The organism is Klebsiella sp. I138 (assembly GCF_051131765.1).
Taxonomy (GTDB): Bacteria; Pseudomonadota; Gammaproteobacteria; order Enterobacterales; family Enterobacteriaceae; genus Klebsiella.
Window position 1 is genome coordinate 4,760,079 of sequence record NZ_CP180447.1, and the last position, 18,615, is coordinate 4,778,693.

The 18,615-nt window shown below is 54.1% G+C and carries 19 protein-coding genes; 6 read left to right on the forward strand and 13 right to left on the reverse strand.

Going from position 1 to position 18,615, the window contains the following annotated elements:
* Positions 1-44: 44 nt before the first annotated feature.
* The 3 genes from ACMYSK_RS22295 to ACMYSK_RS22305 all read left to right on the forward strand — a co-directional run bounded on the left by ACMYSK_RS22295 (position 45) and on the right by ACMYSK_RS22305 (position 2,304).
* On the forward strand, positions 45-482 hold the full coding sequence (locus ACMYSK_RS22295; protein WP_434638553.1) for a YhbP family protein: 438 nt from the start codon (positions 45-47) through the stop codon (positions 480-482).
* A gap of 92 nt (positions 483-574) precedes the next feature.
* Positions 575-1,219, forward strand: coding sequence for an NAD(P)H-binding protein (locus ACMYSK_RS22300; protein WP_434638554.1), 645 nt, complete (start codon positions 575-577; stop codon positions 1,217-1,219).
* A 47-nt stretch (positions 1,220-1,266) separates the two neighbouring features.
* Positions 1,267-2,304 carry a permease gene (locus ACMYSK_RS22305; RefSeq protein ID WP_434638555.1) on the forward strand — a complete coding sequence of 346 codons (1,038 nt, stop codon included), beginning with the start codon at positions 1,267-1,269 and terminating at the stop codon, positions 2,302-2,304.
* A gap of 99 nt (positions 2,305-2,403) precedes the next feature.
* Here ACMYSK_RS22305 and dolP read toward each other — a convergent pair whose 3' ends face one another.
* From dolP to ACMYSK_RS22325, 4 genes are read right to left on the reverse strand one after another with little or no spacing between them, the layout of a single operon-like run.
* The gene (gene dolP / locus ACMYSK_RS22310) at positions 2,404-2,979 is read right to left on the reverse strand and encodes a division/outer membrane stress-associated lipid-binding lipoprotein (protein WP_032690598.1); all 576 of its coding nucleotides are present in this window, start codon (positions 2,977-2,979) and stop codon (positions 2,404-2,406) included.
* A 9-nt stretch (positions 2,980-2,988) separates the two neighbouring features.
* Positions 2,989-3,579: a DnaA initiator-associating protein DiaA gene (diaA, locus tag ACMYSK_RS22315; RefSeq protein ID WP_002918211.1), complete on the reverse strand. Its 591-nt coding sequence runs from the start codon at positions 3,577-3,579 to the stop codon at positions 2,989-2,991.
* A gap of 22 nt (positions 3,580-3,601) precedes the next feature.
* The gene (locus tag ACMYSK_RS22320) at positions 3,602-3,988 is read right to left on the reverse strand and encodes a YraN family protein (protein WP_434638556.1); all 387 of its coding nucleotides are present in this window, start codon (positions 3,986-3,988) and stop codon (positions 3,602-3,604) included.
* A complete protein-coding gene (locus tag ACMYSK_RS22325) occupies positions 3,946-6,054 on the reverse strand; it encodes a penicillin-binding protein activator (protein WP_434638557.1) in 2,109 nt (702 codons plus the stop codon). Before ACMYSK_RS22325 ends, ACMYSK_RS22320 begins: the two co-directional genes overlap by 43 nt.
* Before the next feature lie 63 nt (positions 6,055-6,117).
* Between ACMYSK_RS22325 and rsmI the strand changes: the two genes are divergently transcribed.
* On the forward strand, positions 6,118-6,981 hold the full coding sequence (rsmI, locus tag ACMYSK_RS22330) for a 16S rRNA (cytidine(1402)-2'-O)-methyltransferase (protein ID WP_434638559.1): 864 nt from the start codon (positions 6,118-6,120) through the stop codon (positions 6,979-6,981).
* An 85-nt stretch (positions 6,982-7,066) separates the two neighbouring features.
* Here the strand turns inward: rsmI and ACMYSK_RS22335 are convergent, their stop codons facing one another.
* The 8 genes from ACMYSK_RS22335 to kbaZ all read right to left on the reverse strand — a co-directional run bounded on the left by ACMYSK_RS22335 (position 7,067) and on the right by kbaZ (position 14,192).
* Positions 7,067-7,777: a galactosamine-6-phosphate isomerase gene (locus tag ACMYSK_RS22335; protein ID WP_434638560.1), complete on the reverse strand. Its 711-nt coding sequence runs from the start codon at positions 7,775-7,777 to the stop codon at positions 7,067-7,069.
* Complete coding sequence (gene agaD, locus ACMYSK_RS22340) at positions 7,778-8,569, reverse strand: PTS galactosamine transporter subunit IID (protein WP_434638562.1); 792 nt, start codon at positions 8,567-8,569, stop codon at positions 7,778-7,780. It lies immediately after the preceding gene.
* Complete coding sequence (agaC, locus tag ACMYSK_RS22345) at positions 8,559-9,362, reverse strand: PTS galactosamine transporter subunit IIC (RefSeq protein ID WP_434638564.1); 804 nt, start codon at positions 9,360-9,362, stop codon at positions 8,559-8,561. The genes agaD and agaC overlap by 11 nt, the downstream gene beginning before the upstream one ends.
* A gap of 52 nt (positions 9,363-9,414) precedes the next feature.
* Positions 9,415-9,891: a PTS galactosamine transporter subunit IIB gene (gene agaB, locus ACMYSK_RS22350; protein WP_004868006.1), complete on the reverse strand. Its 477-nt coding sequence runs from the start codon at positions 9,889-9,891 to the stop codon at positions 9,415-9,417.
* Positions 9,892-9,957: 66 nt separating this feature from the next.
* Positions 9,958-10,836 (reverse strand): tagatose-bisphosphate aldolase subunit KbaY, encoded by an 879-nt coding sequence (kbaY, locus tag ACMYSK_RS22355; protein WP_434638567.1) that lies wholly within the window; start codon positions 10,834-10,836, stop codon positions 9,958-9,960.
* Between the two features lie 12 nt (positions 10,837-10,848).
* The gene (locus tag ACMYSK_RS22360) at positions 10,849-12,003 is read right to left on the reverse strand and encodes an SIS domain-containing protein (RefSeq protein WP_434638568.1); all 1,155 of its coding nucleotides are present in this window, start codon (positions 12,001-12,003) and stop codon (positions 10,849-10,851) included.
* 361 nt (positions 12,004-12,364) lie between these two features.
* Positions 12,365-12,799, reverse strand: coding sequence for a PTS galactosamine/N-acetylgalactosamine transporter subunit IIA (gene agaF, locus ACMYSK_RS22365; RefSeq protein WP_004867999.1), 435 nt, complete (start codon positions 12,797-12,799; stop codon positions 12,365-12,367).
* Positions 12,800-12,896: 97 nt separating this feature from the next.
* Positions 12,897-14,192, reverse strand: a complete 1,296-nt coding sequence (gene kbaZ / locus ACMYSK_RS22370; RefSeq protein ID WP_434638570.1) for a tagatose-bisphosphate aldolase subunit KbaZ — start codon at positions 14,190-14,192, stop codon at positions 12,897-12,899.
* A 250-nt stretch (positions 14,193-14,442) separates the two neighbouring features.
* On the opposite strand from kbaZ, the gene ACMYSK_RS22375 reads away from it, so the two are divergent.
* Entirely contained in the window at positions 14,443-15,252 is an 810-nt protein-coding gene (locus tag ACMYSK_RS22375; protein WP_434638571.1) for a DeoR family transcriptional regulator, read from the forward strand.
* A 55-nt stretch (positions 15,253-15,307) separates the two neighbouring features.
* Here the strand turns inward: ACMYSK_RS22375 and garD are convergent, their stop codons facing one another.
* Positions 15,308-16,879: a galactarate dehydratase gene (garD, locus tag ACMYSK_RS22380; RefSeq protein ID WP_434638572.1), complete on the reverse strand. Its 1,572-nt coding sequence runs from the start codon at positions 16,877-16,879 to the stop codon at positions 15,308-15,310.
* A 394-nt stretch (positions 16,880-17,273) separates the two neighbouring features.
* On the opposite strand from garD, the gene garP reads away from it, so the two are divergent.
* Complete coding sequence (garP, locus tag ACMYSK_RS22385) at positions 17,274-18,608, forward strand: galactarate/glucarate/glycerate transporter GarP (RefSeq protein ID WP_434638574.1); 1,335 nt, start codon at positions 17,274-17,276, stop codon at positions 18,606-18,608.
* Positions 18,609-18,615: the final 7 nt, after the last annotated feature.

Below are 18,615 nucleotides of genomic sequence, written 5' to 3' on the forward strand. Positions count from 1 at the left end.
CGGTATGTTAAGGTGTGTGCACCATAACATACTGGAGAGTAAAGATGGATACGCTTGCTGCTATTAGCCGCTGGCTGGGCAAACAGCATGTTATCACCTGGTGCGTGGCCTCTGAAGGGGAGCTGTGGTGTGCCAATGCATTTTACGTGTATGACCCGCAAAATGTCGCCTTCTATCTCCTGAGTGATGACAATACCCGCCACGGGCAGATGACCGGCCTGCATGCCAGGGTCGCTGGTACCGTGAATGGCCAGCCCAAAACCGTAGCCCTTATTCGCGGTGTCCAGTTCAAAGGTGAAATTCGCCGTCTTTCAGGCGACGAGGAAGCGGCGATGCGCAAGCGGTATATTAGCCGCTTTCCGATAGCCAGGATGCTTCGGGCGCCGGTCTGGGAAATCCGCCCTGATGAGCTCAAGTTCACCGACAACACGCTCGGATTTGGCAGCAAGCTCCACTGGTTACGGCACCCTGAAAACGTGTGAAATTCTGCAAAGGTGTGCAGAGTTCCACGTTTCTCGCATACTTTCGTTATCGCGGCATCCGCCGCTGAACGGTTGATTTTTCAGGGGGCATGATGAGCCAGGTGCTAATAACAGGGGCTACTGGATTAGTTGGTAGGCACTTACTTCGGATGTTGATCCAGGAGCCGGGCATTGCGGCGATAACTGCGGCGACCCGTCGTCCGCTGGTGGATGCCGAGGGCGTGCTCAATCCCCACGATCCTCAGCTGAGCGATGCGCTGGCTCAGGTTGTTGACCCTGTCGATATCGTTTTTTGCTGTCTGGGAACGACGCTGCGGGAGGCCGGTAGTAAAGCCGCCTTTATTCAGGCCGACTATACGCTGGTGGTAGATACGGCGCTGACGGGACTGCGGCTGGGCGCGCAGCACATGCTGGTAGTCAGCGCAATGGGGGCCAACCCGCATTCGATGTTCTTCTACAACCGCGTTAAAGGCGAAATGGAAGAAGCGCTTCGTGCCCAGCCGTGGCCGCGTTTGACGATCTTGCGACCGTCAATGCTGCTGGGCGACCGTGATAAAAAAAGGGCGAATGAAACGGTGCTGGCACCGTTGTTCCGGCTGTTGCCGGGAAACTGGAAATCTATTCATGCTCATGATGTGGCGCAAGCGATGTTGAGCGAAGCGCTGGCCCCGGGACGAGAAGGCGTGACTATCCTGCCATCGGCAAAACTGCGTGAAATTGCGGCCAGCGAAGCGTAGTATTCTGCGCCTTACATCACATCACCACATCTTTCCTGGGGAATGCTATGACTGGTCAGTCTTCATCTCAGGCGGCATCACCGTTTCAATGGTGGAAGCCCGCGCTCTTTTTTCTCGTTGTTATCGTTGGTCTGTGGTTCGTCAAATGGCAGCCGTACTATGGCAAGGCGTTTACGGCGGCAGAAACCCATAGTATCGGTAAATCAATCCTGGCTCAGGCTGACGCTAACCCGCTGAAAGCGGCATGGGACTACGCGGCAGTCTACTTCCTGGCGGTCTGGAAAGCGGCAGTGCTGGGCGTATTGCTCGGTTCGTTGATTCAGGTGCTGATCCCCCGCAACTGGCTGCTGCGCACGCTGGGACAATCGCGATTTCTCGGTACACTCACAGGCGTCCTGTTTTCTCTGCCCGGTATGATGTGTACCTGCTGTGCCGCGCCGGTGGCAGCAGGAATGCGTAAGCAGCAGGTATCGATGGGCGGTGCGCTGGCTTTCTGGATGGGAAACCCCTTGTTGAACCCGGCAACGCTGGTGTTTATGGGGTTCGTGCTGGGCTGGCAGTTTGCGCTGATTCGTCTGGTGGCAGGGCTGGCAACGGTATTGATCGTCGCGACACTGGTGCAAAAATGGGTCGGTGAGGCGGCAACGCAGCCGTCAGCGATTCCGGCTGTCGGCGATAGCGAACAGGGGCCTTTTTTCACCCGCTGGCTACGCGCGCTCTGGATCCTGTTCTGGAACACAATCCCGGTATATATTCTGGCGGTTCTGCTCCTGGGCGCAGCGCGCGTCTGGCTGTTCCCGCACGCCGATGGTGCAGTGGGGAATACCCTGTTTTGGGTGCTGGCGATGGCGATAGCCGGCTGCCTGTTTGTCATCCCGACGGCGGCAGAGATCCCTATCGTGCAGACCATGATGCTGGCGGGAATGGGTTTTGCGCCGGCACTGGCGCTGCTCATTACGCTGCCTGCGGTCAGCGTGCCGTCGTTGATTATGCTGCGTAAGGCTTTTCCGGCGAAAGCGCTGTGGCTGACCGGCGGGCTGGTGGCGCTGTGCGGCGCGGTGGTTGGCGGACTGGCGCTAATCTGATAATCCTCCCGGAGATGGCGCGACGCGCCTGTCCGGGCTCCAAATGCAGATGGTTTTGCCTTGTAGCCCGGTCAGCGAAGCGCCACCGGGGAGAGCGACTTACTTAATATAGGTAAAGGCGGTGGTCACGCGAGAGACGCCGCTTACCCGGCTGGCGATATCTGCCGCCGCACGACCTTCACGATCCGTAACCAGCCCCATCAGGAACACTTCGCCATTCTCGGTCGTCACTTTGACGTTCGACGATTTCACCTGGTCGGTCCCCAGCAGCTGAGAACGCACTTTTGTCGTAATCCAGGTGTCTGAAGAGGCGGTACCTAAGCCAATTGGCTGGCCCTGGCGAACTTCGTTAAAGACTTCCGTCGTGCCTTCTACGCCCATCGCAATTTGTTTCGCGCGTGCGGAGAGGTCGGCTACCGGAGACTGACCGGTCAGCAGGACTTTGCCCTGATAAGCCGTGACGTTAATCCGGGCCTGTTTCTTAATTTGCTCGTCTTTCGACAGCGCGCTGTTGACGCGCAGTTCCAGCGTACTGTCATCAACCTGAGTACCTACCGTACGCGGGTCCGTGGCGGCTTTGGTGCCGACAGCTGCCGTTCCGACTACCGCTGCGGCAACGCATCCCTGTAGCAGTAGTGCAGAAAGAATGATGGCGAGGGGCGAGAGAGCCTTCATGTGTTCTCCTTAATCGTCCTGGTGTGGAAAAAGCGTGTTATCAATCAAATCGCACAGGCAGTTGACGGTGAGCATATGCATTTCCTGAATTCGCGCGCTGCGATGAGACGGAATGCGGATTTCGACATCCTGCTGGCCCAGCAGGCCAGCCAGCTCACCACCGTCGTAGCCGGTAAGCGCGACGATGGTCATATCGCGGGTCACGGCGGCTTCAACGGCTTTCACGATGTCCCGGCTATTGCCGCGTGTGGAAATAGCCAGCAGAACATCGCCTGCGTGGCCTAACGCGCGAACCTGCTTGGCATAGATTTCGTCATGCAGGCGATCGTTGGCAATTGCGGTTAAGACCACATTATCGGTATTTAGTGCAATGGCGGGTAAACCTGGACGCTCTGTTTCAAAACGATTAATCATGCTGGCAGCAAAATGCTGTGCGTTGGCGGCAGAGGTGCCATTGCCACAACAGAGGATTTTGTTGCCATTGAGCAGCGATTGTACCAGGGTCATGGCCGCACGGGAGATGGCATCCGGGAGTGCTTCCGCTGCTGCAATTTGGGTTTGAATGCTTTCAGTGAAGCAGGCTTTAATTCTATCGAGCACGGGATCCCTTAATTCATTTACGCTATTCGCCAAAGGCGTTTTTCAGCCATTGGATGTCGTTTCCGGTGAAGGCTACCACATCGAAACGGCAATCCACAGTGTCAAAGCTCCCATTATGTCGGGAGAGCCACAGGTGACCTGCCTGGAGGAGTCTTTGTTGTTTTTTTTGCGTGACGCTGGAGGCGGCATCGCCGTAGCTCGCGCTGCGACGATAACGCACCTCCACAAAAACGGTTACCGCACCGTCGCGCATGATGAGGTCAATTTCGCCGCCCCGCTCACGGGCGTTGGCGGCGATAAAACGAAGCCCCTGGCTTTCCAGCCACCGGCGAGCCTGGATTTCCCAGGCATCTCCGGTTTGTTTGGTCAGTTGGCTGCGACGATCTGTCCGTGCTGGTACTTGAGCCATGACAATTTCCTGTTGATCACACAGTCCTGTGAGGCCGTCAGATCGCCGGTATTGCCGTTCAGCTCGAAGCCCGGCGTCTGGCGCATCTGGGCAAAATGGTTAGCCAGTGACCAGGCATCCGCGCCCATCGCGTACAGGCGAGCCAGCGAATAATCGTTGCGCACGGCAGAGAGCGCCTGCTGCATCAATGCCGGGTTGCTGCCTGCCAGCATCGGGATCTCACTATACTGCAAACCTTCCATCTCCAGACGGAAATCCGGGCCGGCGGTGCCCTGGGCGCTACGGGAGCTGGCGTACAGGGTGACATTGCTTTGGCTGCCGTTACGCAGGGCGATCATCGGTTTGATATAGGCAATCTGCTCCGGCGTCGCCAGGATCCAGGCGGCATCGACACCACCGGTGCTGCTGGCAGGGACATCCTCCGGGTTGCCGAGGGCGCTGTCAGCCGCTGACGGCAGCGTAGATACCGGCGTCCCGCTCAAGGAGATACCGCTATTGACGCTGGATTTCAGTTCGGAGGCCGAGCCGAAACGCTGCTGCAGCACGGTACCGCCGCCCAGCTTTAACCACTCGTTGGCAAAGGCACTTACCACACGATCGCCGAGGGCACCGCGTGGTGCCAGCAGCAGCGGCGATTGTTTGCCCTGGTCGTGAATATGACGCGCCGCATCACGGGCTTCATCTTCCGGTGAGAGGGCGAAATAACAAATATTGGCGCGATTTTCGACTTTCTCCGGCTGGTTCAGCGCCAGCACGTTCAGCGAGGTATTGCTCTTGATAACATCCTCGACGTTATCTTTCAGCAGCGGGCCGACGACGATGGTAGCGCCGTCCTGCTGTACCTGCGCGAGTAGCTGGCTCATTGGCTGCGTGGTGGTGTCGTAAATTTTCAGTTCTGCAGAAGGATTGGCCGGGGTGGCGGCAACCGTCTGAGACTGCGGTGCGGCAACCGCAGGTTGAGCGGCGGATGCTGCGGCATCGCTGGTGGCTGACGGAGCCGGCGTTGCTGCCGCCTGAGTCGCTGCCGGTGCCGTTACGGGAGCCGGCGCCTGGTCTGTGGTGGGTGCCTGGACGGGTGCCTGTGCGGTATTGGTCGAGGTCAGGTCGCCAACTTCAGCCTGCGAAGGGCTCACAACATCGCTGCTGGCGACGTTTGCGGCCTGGGCAACCTGAGCAGGAACGGCGCTTCCGGCGACGGCAGGTGCGCCATTTTTTGCGGCTTCAAAACCTTGCTGGATGGTACGGCCAAAGACGGCTGCCTGGCCATTTAGCGGCAGCAGGAGGGCGATCTTATTGGTCGACGCCGGTTTATAATTCTGCATATTCACCAGCGCCGTTGGCAGCATTTTCGCACCAGGGTTCTGCGGATAGCGGGTCTGCCAGTCTTTCACACCGGCTTTAAGCATGGTGGGATCGTTACGGTTATCAAACCACATGCGTTGCAGATCCAACCATCCCTGCAGGACGTTTTCATCGGCATTGATGACCAGCGCGTTAGCCTGCTCCTGAGTCATTGAGGTGAGTGCTTTCCAGGTCGCGTCGATGTTCTGCTGCTGCTGTTTCGGCTGGCTCAGCAGCGGCTGCTGAGCGATGAGGGCGCGCAGCAGTGTAATCGACGGGCGTCCCTGGCTGGCATCAATTTGCGCCTGCCAGTATCGCGACTGCTGACTTTGTTCAAAACTCGCCGGATCGAGCTTAGCCAGCAGCGCCTGAGCACCCTGGAAATCGTTCTGCGCCAGCTTCACTTCGACCGCCAGCAGCGATTGTTCGCGGGCCTGCGCGCCGCTGAGATTAGACGGCAGCTGGTTGAACAGATCGATGGCCTGCTGTTTTTTGCCTTCCTGTAACAGTGCACGAATGGCGAGTAATTGCCAGTTGGTCTTGCTATCATTCGAGCTTTGCTGCATTTGCTGTAGGTAGTAACTGGAATCTGCCTGTGCCGTACCCTGTAAAAACGCCGTGCTTTGATCCGGGGTATGGGTGCCGCAGCCAGCGAAGATCAAAGCAGCCAGCAGTACGGGCAGACAACGCGCGGGTTTAGAACGAAGAAATGTTGACGGTACCATATGTATCCAGTGATATTTTTTTGGCTCAATGCTCAATATTAATTCGGCAATACGGACGAGACAATGAAACAACACGAATCAGCAGATAATTCTCAGGGGCAGCTCTATATTGTGCCCACTCCGATCGGAAATCTGTCTGATATCACGCAGCGTGCCCTGGAAGTGCTACAAGCCGTTGATTTAATTGCTGCGGAAGATACCCGCCATACCGGTTTGTTGCTCCAGCATTTTGCGATTAACGCCCGTTTATTTGCGCTGCATGACCATAATGAACAGCAAAAAGCTGAAACACTTCTGGCTAAATTGAAGGACGGACAGAACATTGCGCTGGTTTCTGACGCCGGGACACCGCTGATCAACGATCCGGGCTATCACCTGGTGCGTGCCTGCCGTGAGGCGAATATCCGCGTAGTACCGCTGCCGGGACCTTGCGCTGCCATTGCGGCGCTGAGTGCTGCGGGCCTGCCTTCCGATCGTTTCTGCTACGAAGGTTTCCTGCCGGCAAAATCGAAAGGTCGCCGCGATACCCTGAAGGCGCTGGAAGAAGAGCCGCGAACCATTATCTTTTATGAATCAACCCACCGCCTGCTGGAAAGCCTGGAAGATATTTGTACGGTGCTGGGCGAGTCCCGCTATGTAGTGCTCGCACGCGAGCTGACTAAAACCTGGGAATCCATTCACGGCGCGCCGATTGGTGAACTGCTGGCGTGGGTGAAAGAAGATGAGAACCGCCGAAAGGGCGAGATGGTGCTGATTGTCGAAGGATTTAAAGCTCAGGAAGAAGCGCTGCCCGCAGATGCGTTACGTACGCTGGCCTTACTGCAGGCGGAGCTACCGCTGAAAAAGGCGGCAGCCCTGGCAGCGGAGATCCACGGCGTGAAGAAAAATGCGCTGTATAAATATGCCCTGGAGCAGCAGGGGGAGTAAGTTATCCTCGCGATGACCGTGCTTATCTGGTTTAAAATGTGATTATCAGCCAGGCAAACTCAGTGTTGCCCGGCTGATTAACGCCTTACATTGCGCAGAATAAACAGATCGTCCGGGGATGCAGCCAGAGAAATGATGCCGGGATCTGAGTCGTCACTTTCCCTTCTCTGAACGCGTGAAATGCCTGCTGTTTTCCGTCACCGGCAACCAGCAACAGGATCTCTTTTGCCGCGAGAATATCCCTGAGGCCCAGCGTGATTCCCCTGTCCACCGGGACTGATGCCTGTTTCAGCATGTCATGCTGGCGGGTGCCTGCGTCGAGAAGTGCGATATGGCTACTGGGTACAAGGGCGTCACCCGGTTCGTTAAGCCCTAAATGCCCATTTTTCCCGATCCCTAACAGACAAAGATCCAGACCACCGTGCCGGGCAATGTGCTCGACAACTCGCTGGCATTCTTGTTCGTCAGCCCTGTCAGAAGCAAACGAAATATAGCGTTCATCTGTAATCGCAAGTGGCTGAAGAATATGCTTTTGCAGAAAAACATTGCAGGTAGCCGGGTTATCGGGGGACAGCCCGACCCATTCATCGAGCTCGACGAAAGTGACCCGACTGACGTCCACTTTTTGGCTCTTCACCTTCTCAACGAACAGCTGGTAAGTGAGCAGCGGCGTCGCCCCGGTTGCCAGGCATATCAGCGCGTCTGGCTTACGGTGAATGAGCGCGATTAAATGGTCGCTGGCGCTTTCGCTCAGCGCACGATAATCGCGGGATTCATGAAATACAATGTCACCCATTTATAAGATCCCCAGTGCAGAGCCGGCAATGGCCAGTACAAAAGTGACTGCAATCAGCAAAACAGGATGGGTCTTTTTCACCCGCAGCAGGTAGTACATTAGCAGTGTGTAACCCATCGGCAAGATATTGGGGAAGACTTTGTCAAAGAAATCCTGCTGTAGCGCAACGTTATGTGTGGCATCAATGGCAAAGGTGGTGACCACGTTGATGTGTACATACGATGCAATCAGGCCGCCAATCACCGTGACGCCGAGGATTGTCGCCGAGCGGGCGATCATCTGCGAGTTTTCCCGCACCTTGTCTATGGCTTTTATCCCGACCGTATAGCCGACGTGCGTCCAGCCTACGCGCAGGAAAAAGATGGCAAGATACACTGCGAAGAACAGGATCGGCCCCAGGACGTTGCCCTGGCTTGCAAAAGAAGAGCAGATCCCAGCCATAATCGGCAGCAGAGTAAACCAGAAAATTGCATCCCCAATCCCTGCAATAGGACCGAAGAGCGCCACTTTCAGGCCTTTGATCGTATTTCGGTTTTCTCCTTTTTCTTCCATGGAGATCAGCAGGCCCATCAGAAAGCCTACGAGGTTTGGGTGGGTGTTAATAAACTCCAGATGATCCTTCATGGCGGCGCTAAGGCCTTCTTTATCACCTTTATAGATCTTTTTCAGGATCGGCAGCATCGCCCAGGTAAAACCACCCGCCTGCATACGTTCGTAGTTGAAACTGGCCTGAAGTAAAGAGGAGCGAAAACCCAGGCGCGTAATGTCTTTTTTACTGATTTCAGATCCCATTGCTATAATCCTCTTCATCTTTTTTTGGCGCGGTAGCCTGAGACTGCGCGGCGTTTTTTGCTTTCGCATTGAAGAATTCGTAAACCGCAAATCCAGCGCCTAAAACGGCTACCGGCAGCAGGTTGCTGACCTGGATGTAACAGACAAACAGAAAGCCTGCGATGAGGTAAGGAATATATTGCGCCTTAAACATCACGCGCAGCAGCAGACCGAAACCGACCGCAGGCAGAATACCGCCCGCCACTTCGAAGCCGTGGGTCAGCCAGGCAGGCATTGCTTTCACCAGGGCCTGCATTGCCCCTTGCGCCAGGTAAGTACAGAGAAAGGCAATAACGGCGTACGAGCAGGCGACAATCAGCGTCGTCGTCCAGTTCAGACGAGCAAACGCTGCCGTGTCGGCCTCTTTCGCGCATTTATCGGCTTTAGACATAAATAACGAAAATGCCGAGTAGAAGAACAAAATGACATATTGCATTAACAGGCTAAACGGCAGACCTAAACCGATTGCGGTTTTAGCATCAACGCCGGTGGTCCAGGCGATGACGGTCGTCATTACCCCCGCCATGATGGGGTTTGGCGGCTGCACGCCGCCGGCAGGAGTCAGGCCCGCAAAGGCCAGTTCAGTCAGACCCCCGGTGATTAAACCAATATGGATGTCACCAAGGATCGCCCCGGTAAGCGTACAAACGATGATCGGACGAAAAAGGAAAAGAGCTTCCAGCCAAAAATCTATCCCAAGAACAAAAACTAATGCGGCCAGGGAAATTCCCTGAATGAGGGTTATTTCGTGCATTTTGTTGCCTCGTAATAGTGATTTCAGTTATTAGAATATCGAGACTCTGCAATTAATCAGGGATGCCCTCTTTCGTATCTCCGGGAACATCCTGAATAAATATGTTTACGCCGCTATGCTTGATAAATTGCAGATTATCTAAATCGTGATTATCGACATAGACCTTACTGCTGATCTGTTTTTTCCCTTCAGAGAAATGCATATTTCCAACATTGACATCTTTTAATGGCACGCCGCCTTCGATAAGTTTTCTGACGGTAGCCGGAGTACGGCAGATGAGAAAAATTTTCTGGTGAGGGGCCGCCTTAGAAATGATGGCGATCGTTTTCTCTATTGAGAAAAAACGAATGCCGAAGCCGTAGGTGTCTGCCGTCATCCCCATTAACTTTTGCTGAATGTCGTCGTTTGCGACTTCATCATCGACAACAATCAATAAATTTGCACCAATCGTGGATGTCCAGGTGACACCGACCTGGCCATGGACCAGGCGGTTATCAATGCGGGTTAATAAAATATTTGGAGTACTCATATGATTAATTCCTGTCAATATGATCGGTAAGTTACGCATTATTAAAATAATATGCTTGCGCTTGATTTAAGAAACCGATACCGAATCGATCGCTAATTTATCCGCCGACCCGCAAACGGTGATTTTGTTTCTGACCACCTCTTTCATGGCATCCATGCCGACGCGCATATAGTAGCGAGGATCGTTACCCTGCGGGTTTTCGGCGAACCATTTTTTGACCGCCGCGGCGAATGCAATTTTCAATTCGGTGGCCACGTTAACTTTGCAGACTCCCAGTTCGATAGTGCGACGGACGTAATCGTCTGGTACGTCGCTCGCGCCGTGCAGCACCAGAGGTATGTCCACGACTTCGCGGATTTCCGCCAGACGCTGGAAGTCAATTTTTGGCGTTTTGCTGTAAAGCCCGTGGGCGGTGCCTATGGCCACCGCGAGGCTGTCGACGCCAGTCAGCTCAACAAAACGTTTTGCCTCCTGCGGATCGGTCAGAAATGCGCTTTCAGCATCCACGTTCATGTCATCTTCCATGCCACCCAGGCGACCGAGTTCTGCCTCTACGCTGCAATCACGGGCGTGGCAAAAATCCACGACCGATTTCACCAGCCTGACATTCTCAGCAAACGGGAAATGGCTGCCATCGATCATGGCGCTGCGAACGCCGGCGTTCACTTTATGGGTGATATCTTCCAGCGATTCATGATGATCGAGGTGCAGTGCCAGCGGCATGCCGTAAGTCGCGGAATAAGCGCTGCACAGCGCGTAGATCTCTTCCAGCGCAATGTGTTTGAACGTGCCCGGAGTCCCCGCGAGGATCACCGGCGATCGCATTTCGCGGCATACTTCGAGGATCGCCTGAATAGTCTCGGCGTTATGAATGTTGAAGGCAGGGACCGCATAGCCTTTTGCCTGAGCGTCCAGCAGGAGGTATTTCGTTGAAATAATGCTCATGATGCGATCCTCTCAAGCAATCCAGGGATGAATGACAACGCCTTGTACCACGCGGTTAACCGTACCGCTGATGGAAGGCGCGTCCGGGGTATTACCGACGCTGATAGATTGTGCGAGAGCGAAAGTCTGGGCATACATCAGGAAGCAGAAAGCCTGTTCGACATCGATAAACGTACGAGAAGGCGGTAACAGGATGTGCGGACCGGCTTCGATAGCAGCATCGTTCTCAGCGGCAATCGCTACCACGCGCATGGCCTGGTTGTCGCGGCGTAGTTCGGCCAGCAGATCGAGATCGTACTGACGGGTATACGGATGACTGGAAACCAACACCACAATCAGCGTTTCTTTATCAACCAGTGATTTAGGGCCGTGGCGGAAGCCGGTAGGAGAGTCATAAAATGCCGCTCGCTTGCCTGCGGTCAATTCCAGGACCTTGAGAGCCGATTCACGAGCCGCACCCTGTAATCCACCGCTGCCAAGGTAGACGATCCGTTTCCACGGCTCATGACCAAATACGCCATTGCTAAAATCGCCGAGCGACGTGAGGATCGTTTGGCAGCGATCCGCCACGTCACCGAACGTTGTGCTGTTGATCGTTTCTGGTGCAAACACCGCAAGGCAGCTTGCCATCATGGTGGTGATGCTGCTGGTCATTGCGAAGCCGCGATCGTGGGTTTCAGCCGGCATTAATAGCGCAAAGGCATTAGGGTTGTTTACTGCATTTTGATACAGGCTGCCGGCTTCATTGCAGGTAATCGACAGGTGGTAACATTCAGGTACGAATTGGTTAGCCAGTTCGACAGCCGCGACGCTCTCCGGGCTATTGCCAGAGCGGGCGAAGGAGACCAGCAGCAGCGGATGTGCCGCGTTAAAGTAGTCCATGGGGTTTGTGACCAGATCGGTCGTCGGGACCGCGCTGAAATTTTTTCCGGTATGGCGCGACAGCCAGGGCGCGATGATCTCGCCGATAAAGGCGGAGGTGCCGGCTCCGGTCAGGACAATTCGCAGGTCGTTTTTGCGTAGCAGGGGGGTAAGGAAGCTGTCGATCGCCGAGCGAATATTGTCGATATTGCTGAGTGAACGTAGCCAGCAGGCAGGCTGCTGACGGATCTCTGCTTCAGTCCAGGTGCCAGTGCTAGCAAAGGCGGCGGTAGAGGTTTCAGGCATAGCTCGGTCCTTAATCGTGTGAATTCCACATCAGACGCTGGCAAAATGTCGCTATCTTTCGTTTCGTTTCACTTGTTTGCTTAATCAGTTTTATAAAATTTATACGAAAGAAAGTGAAAGTTCAATGCACGATTAAGGAAATAAAACGAAATTTGTGATCGAAACGCAGAATGAAAAGATAATGTATTGTTTTTAATAGATAATATTATTATTTATTTATAAATCAGACGGCTTTATGAAAGGAAAAGAAAGCCTTCGGTTTGAAACGAAGGCTTTATGCGGCGTAATGAAAGGGTCAGCGAAGTGGCCTGTTTCGCGACAGGATGAGTGATATTCGCGTTACCTGGCTCAGGTAACGGCATCAGATTCCTTCTTCCACGGGCTTTTCCGTGCGACAGCGTCCTAGCTCATCACTCAGGCTGGTCAAGCCGCGATGGCCGCACTCCAGCGCCTGTACGCGAAACGCCTCACTGCATAAGCCCTCACGTTCCATGACCATTTCCAACACTAACTGTAAGTTGGTGCCGGTGATGACTTCACTGCCCGGTTTCTGTATTGCCAGCGTGGAGGCCACCCGAAATGGCGTTCCTCCCAGCAGGTCAGTCAAAAAGATAATACCGTCCGCGTCTTCAAGTTCTGCAACTGCCTGCTCCAGCTGAGAGGTTAGTTGTGCAGTGGTCGATGTTTCAGGGAAATCAATGGCGATAAATTGTGTCTGTTCGCCGAGGATCTGCTTCATCGCTTTTTCCATCCCGGTAGCGAACCCACCGTGACCGCAAAGAATAATACCTAACATTGTGACTCCTCTTACTTAGCATTTTTCGCCTGGAATTCGTGTCGGGTTTACCCGCCGCTGTCTGCTGTAAACGGATAGCCCACGTTAGCAGAAACGGTTACGCGCTATGTGACATAACGGCCGCACAGGCGGCGTGGTACTGCTGCAGTATGTCCTGAATGTGATCGAGGATGAGTGCTCGCGGTTCCGCCTTGAGATCGCCCTCGCGAACTTTGGTGTACTGCAGCGGCATATACTGGCTGAGGAGCGGCAGTGGGAGTGGCCGGTCCGCAAGATTGCGTACCAGGCGTTCAAACGCCTCATCGATTTGCCGGTCCGGCCAGTAGTAGCGCACGCGGTCTGAATAGCTATAGCCCCGTGCCAGACGTCGCGCATTGCCATCGCCATGGTAGTGGTTTTGCCAGTATTCAGGGCGATCGAGCATCACGTTTTCCAGCACGTGACGCAGGCCGGAGCACGCCTTCGCAGGCAGAAGCTCTTCTTCTATGGCCGAAAGTGAGAACAGCGCTTCGCGCAGAGCGAAGGTAAGCGCCGGACCTACCTTCAAAATGGCGAAGTGATCTTTCACCAGCTGGCGTAGAGCCTGCGGTGTCTGGTAATCGGTAGAGTGGGCTTCAAAGATCAATTCATCATAGTCTTCAATCGTGGCGCTAAGCGCTTCGGCCCGCTGAGGCTGATAGTCGATAATATGGGTGTGATCGAATTCGACGCCGGGCTGCACGACTAATCCAATTATGCGTGGCCAGATGTCGGTCAGCCCGCATTGCGCAAAAGCATGGCGATGCGCTTCGAGCGTCGCGCGCGCGGCATCAGGAGTGGTGACCTGCAGTTCGGTCAGCATTTCGTGGGCTCCGCCAGGAACGGGCACTTCGGTACCGATGACGTAAACCAGGTCGGATTCACCAAAGCGCTGGCGGCAGGTGTCTTCAGCCACCGTGGCCAGACGCGCGGCACGTTCAGCGACAATCTCATCGGTTAACGGTACCGGGTCACCCTCGCAGGACATGCTGCAATCGAGGTGGATTTTTTTAAAACCGGCGGCGACGTAGCTTTTAATTAAATCGTCGGCATTGGCCATCGCCTGAGCGGCGGGCAGGTTTTGCCAGCGGTTGGGACCGAGATGATCGCCGCCGAGGATCAGCTGCGTCAGGGGAAAATTGAGCGAACGGGCAAGCTGGCAGACGAAGCCGCGGAAATCAGTGGGTGTCATACCGGTATAGCCGCCGAACTGATCGACCTGGTTCGATGTTGCTTCAATCAGGAGTGGAGTTTGCTGCATTTGGGCATAACGAATGGCGGCTTCAAGCACCAGTGGATGGGCGGAACAGACGGCATAAATTCCGTTGTTCCCGCCTTGTTTATGCTGTTCCACCATGTTTGTCAGATGTTTCACTTTCCTCTCCATTTCGGATGGTAATGACATTTATCTTTCGATTTATTTCATTTTATATTGCATAAAGGTCTCATGAAAACAAAATGAAAGGTTTTTGTTTTACGATCTGTCTCACAAAAGAAATGTAATGAAAGTTTTCAGCGATAGCAGATGCGCTGAACTCCGGTTTTATGGGGCTTGCATTCCGCCAAAAGAAAGGTGTTAATAGACAAAACGAAATGAAACGAAAGATTTGAACAAAGGAATACTTATGAGCGGTACCGACTCTTCTGTGGATAAGCGTATCAGCGGCACGAGTGAAAGGCGCGAGCAAATTATCCAGCGCTTGCGGCAGCAGGGAAGCGTGCAGGTGAACGACCTTTCTCTTTTATACGGCGTCTCGACGGTCACTATTCGCAACGATCTGGCCTTCCTGGAAAAGCAGGGTATTGCCGTTCGTGCCTACGGTGGCGCGCTAATTTGCGATGGGACAATGCCGGCTCCTGAACCCTCAGTGGAAGATAAAAGTGCGCTCAATACTGCGGTGAAGCGCAGTATTGCACAGGCGGCGGTAGAACTGATTCAACCGGGGCACCGGATTATTCTCGACTCCGGCACCACAACGTATGAAATTGCCCGCATGCTGCGTCAACATACCGATTTGATCGTCATGACTAACGGGATGAACGTGGCGAATGCGCTGCTGGATGCCGAAGGGGTGGAGCTGTTGATGACCGGGGGCCACCTTCGTCGCCAGTCTCAGTCGTTCTATGGCGACCAGGCAGAGCAGTCCCTACAGAATTACCACTTTGACATGCTTTTTCTCGGCGTCGATGCCATCGATCTCGATCGCGGCGTGAGTACCCACAATGAAGATGAAGCGCGTCTGAACCGGCGGATGAGCGAGGTGGCGGAGCGGATCGTTGTCGTGACCGACTCAACGAAATTTAATCGTTCAAGCCTGCATAAGATTATTGATACGCAGCGAATTGATATGATTATCGTTGATGAAGGGATCCCGACCGAAAGCCTTGATGGGCTGCGCAAAAGCGGCATTGATGTGCGACTGGTGAAGGGCTAAACGTGGCCTCCCTCCTTGCAGGAGAGAGGCTCAACGCTATGCCGTCCGGCGGAAATCAGGTCACCGGAGCCGGGTTAAACACCGCCAGCTGATTGTGCAGGCCCCAGCGGTCAGAGAAGGTTTTCTTACGACCACTCGCCACATCCAGAATAAACTCGAACAGCTTCAGGCCAACATCTTCAATCGTCTCTTCGCCGGTGGCGATAGTCCCGGCGTTGATATCCATTAAGTCATACCAGCGGTTTGCCAGTTCGGTACGGGTCGCCATCTTGATAACCGGTACTGCTACCAGACCATATGGCGTGCCGCGGCCGGTGGTAAACACCTGAACCGTGATCCCCGAAGCAACCTGCTGAGTGCCACAGACAAAGTCGCTGGCCGGCGTGGCGGCGAAGATCAGGCCGCGTTTAGTTGGGCGCTGGCCCGGAGAGAGGACCTCGGCAATCGCGCTTTTGCCGGATTTAGCGATAGATCCCAGCGCTTTTTCCACCACGTTCGCCAGGCCGCCTTTCTTATTGCCGGGGGAAGGGTTGGCGCTGCGGTCGGTTTTACCTAAATCCAGATAGTTATCGTACCAGGCCATCTCTTCGAGCAGGCGTTTACCCACCTCTTCGTTGATCGCCCGTGGCGTCAGCAGGTGGATAGCATCGCGGACTTCAGTCACCTCAGAGAACATCACGGTTGCGCCACAGCGAACCAGCAGATCGGACGCATAGCCGACGGCGGGGTTGGCGGTGACGCCGGAGAAGGCATCGCTGCCCCCGCACTGCATGCCCACCACCAGTTCAGAGGCCGGGCAGGTTTCGCGCTGGCGGGCGTTCAGTTTCGCCAGATGCCGTTCTGCTACCTGCAGAATATCGTCAACCATCGACTGGAACCCGACGTGGTGTTCATCCTGCAGGCGGATGATGCTGGCACTGTCGACGGCGACGGGCTGGACATCGTCGGTACCCTGAAGCAGTCGCTCCGGCTGGAGCTTTTCACAGCCCAGCCCAACCACCATGACTTCGCCGCCGAAATTGGGATTCAACGAAATATTATGGATCGTACGAATAGGGATCACGGCGGCCGGGGCGTTGATCGCCACGCCGCAGCCGTACAGGTGGTTGAGACCGACCACGCCATCAACATTCGGGTATTTTGGCAGCAGGTCTCGTTCAATAATTTTCACAACATAATCTACAACACCCGCCACGCAATGTACGCTGGTGGTGATACCGAGCAGGTTCTTGGTGCCGACGCTGCCGTCCGCATTGCGATAACCCTCAAAGGTATAGCCGGTAAGCGCAGGGAGAGGCTCCGGGACTTTCGTTGCCAGCGGTAGCGTGTTCAGCGGCGGCGCCTTCGGGAGTTCAACGAGTGATTCGTCAATCCAGCTGCCCTGCGGGATATCGCGTACCGCGTAGCCAATAACTTCGCCGTAGCGGATGATTTCACCGTGAGCGGGAATATCAACCAATGCCACTTTGTGACCTTGCGGGATATGTTCTATGAGCGTTAGCCCATCAGGGAAACGCGTTCCGGCTTGTAAACCTCGATCGTTAACAATAATCGCCACATTATCCGTTGCGTGTACTTTTATATAAAACGCCGTCGGCGATTGTTGTTTAATTTCAATGTTAGCCATTGTCCAGTATTCTCCAGCAAGGTGCGAATAATAAAATAAAACGGTTATTCAATTCGGAATTTCAGATTTCTGGGAGAAAGAATGTCAGGTGTTTTGATTTTAAAATGTGATCTAAATCACTCATTGTTGCTAGCGCGAACCCGTTAAAGAGGGAAAACACCGGAACTGTGCATCAGCGCCCATTCATTATGGCATTTGCACAATTATAATGATTTATTTATTGTCCTTATGGGTCTTGTGCACAGTGTCCAATGACCGCGAGCTGATTATACTGAGTCATGCTTGCAATGCGCCGGATGAGTAAATCGATAGCCCCTGATATTGATTTATTAATAATTAAGAATCACACCAAAAATAAATAAATGGAAGGTGTGTCGTGCCTGAGGAATATTAAATGAGTCTGGATGCAACGATAGAAGAAAGAAAAGGTGTGCCAACCCGATATTTAATTTTGCTGATAATATTCATTGTTACCGCCGTTAACTATGCTGACCGTGCAACGTTATCAATTGCCGGCACCGAAGTGGCAAAAGAGCTCCAGCTGAGCGCGGTCTCAATGGGCTATATTTTCTCTGCTTTTGGTTGGGCATACTTGCTGATGCAGATCCCCGGAGGCTGGCTGCTCGATAAATTTGGCTCGAAGAAAGTCTATACCTATAGCCTGTTCTTCTGGTCGCTGTTTACGTTCCTGCAAGGCTTTGTCGATATGTTCCCGCTGGCCTGGGCCGGGATTTCGATGTTCATCATGCGCTTTATGCTCGGCTTTTCAGAAGCCCCTTCCTTTCCGGCGAATGCCCGTATTGTGGCTGCCTGGTTCCCGACGAAAGAGCGCGGTACCGCCTCGGCTATCTTTAACTCCGCACAGTATTTCTCTCTGGCGCTGTTTTCGCCGCTGCTGGGCTGGCTGACCTTTGCCTGGGGTTGGGAGCACGTCTTTACCGTGATGGGCGTGATTGGCTTTGTGCTGACCGGTCTGTGGGTCAAGCTGATCCATAACCCGACCGACCATCCGCGAATGAGCAAAGAGGAGCTGAAGTTTATCTCCGAGAACGGTGCGGTCGTTGATATGGACCACAAAAAGCCGGGCAGCGCAGCGGCCAGTGGACCAAAGCTTCACTATATCAAGCAGCTGTTGAGCAACCGCATGATGCTGGGCGTGTTCTTTGGTCAGTATTTTATCAATACCATTACCTGGTTCTTCCTTACCTGGTTCCCGATTTACCTGGTACAGGAAAAAGGCATGTCGATTCTGAAAGTGGGTCTGGTGGCCTCCATCCCGGCACTGTGTGGTTTTGCCGGAGGTGTGCTGGGCGGGGTGTTCTCTGACTATCTGATTAAACGTGGTTGGTCTCTCACCATGGCACGTAAGCTGCCGATTGTCCTGGGAATGCTGCTGGCATCAACCATCATTCTGTGTAACTACACCAATAATACGGCGCTGGTCGTGATGCTGATGGCGCTGGCGTTCTTCGGTAAAGGGTTTGGCGCACTGGGCTGGCCGGTGATTTCCGACACCGCGCCGAAAGAAATTGTTGGCCTGTGCGGCGGCGTATTCAACGTCTTTGGCAACGTCGCTTCCATCGTAACTCCGCTGGTGATTGGTTACCTGGTAAGTGAATTGCACTCATTCAACGCAGCGCTGGTCTTCGTCGGATGCTCGGCCCTGATGGCAATGATTTGCTATCTGTTTATTGTCGGCGACATCAAACGTATGGAACTGCAGAAATAATTAACGG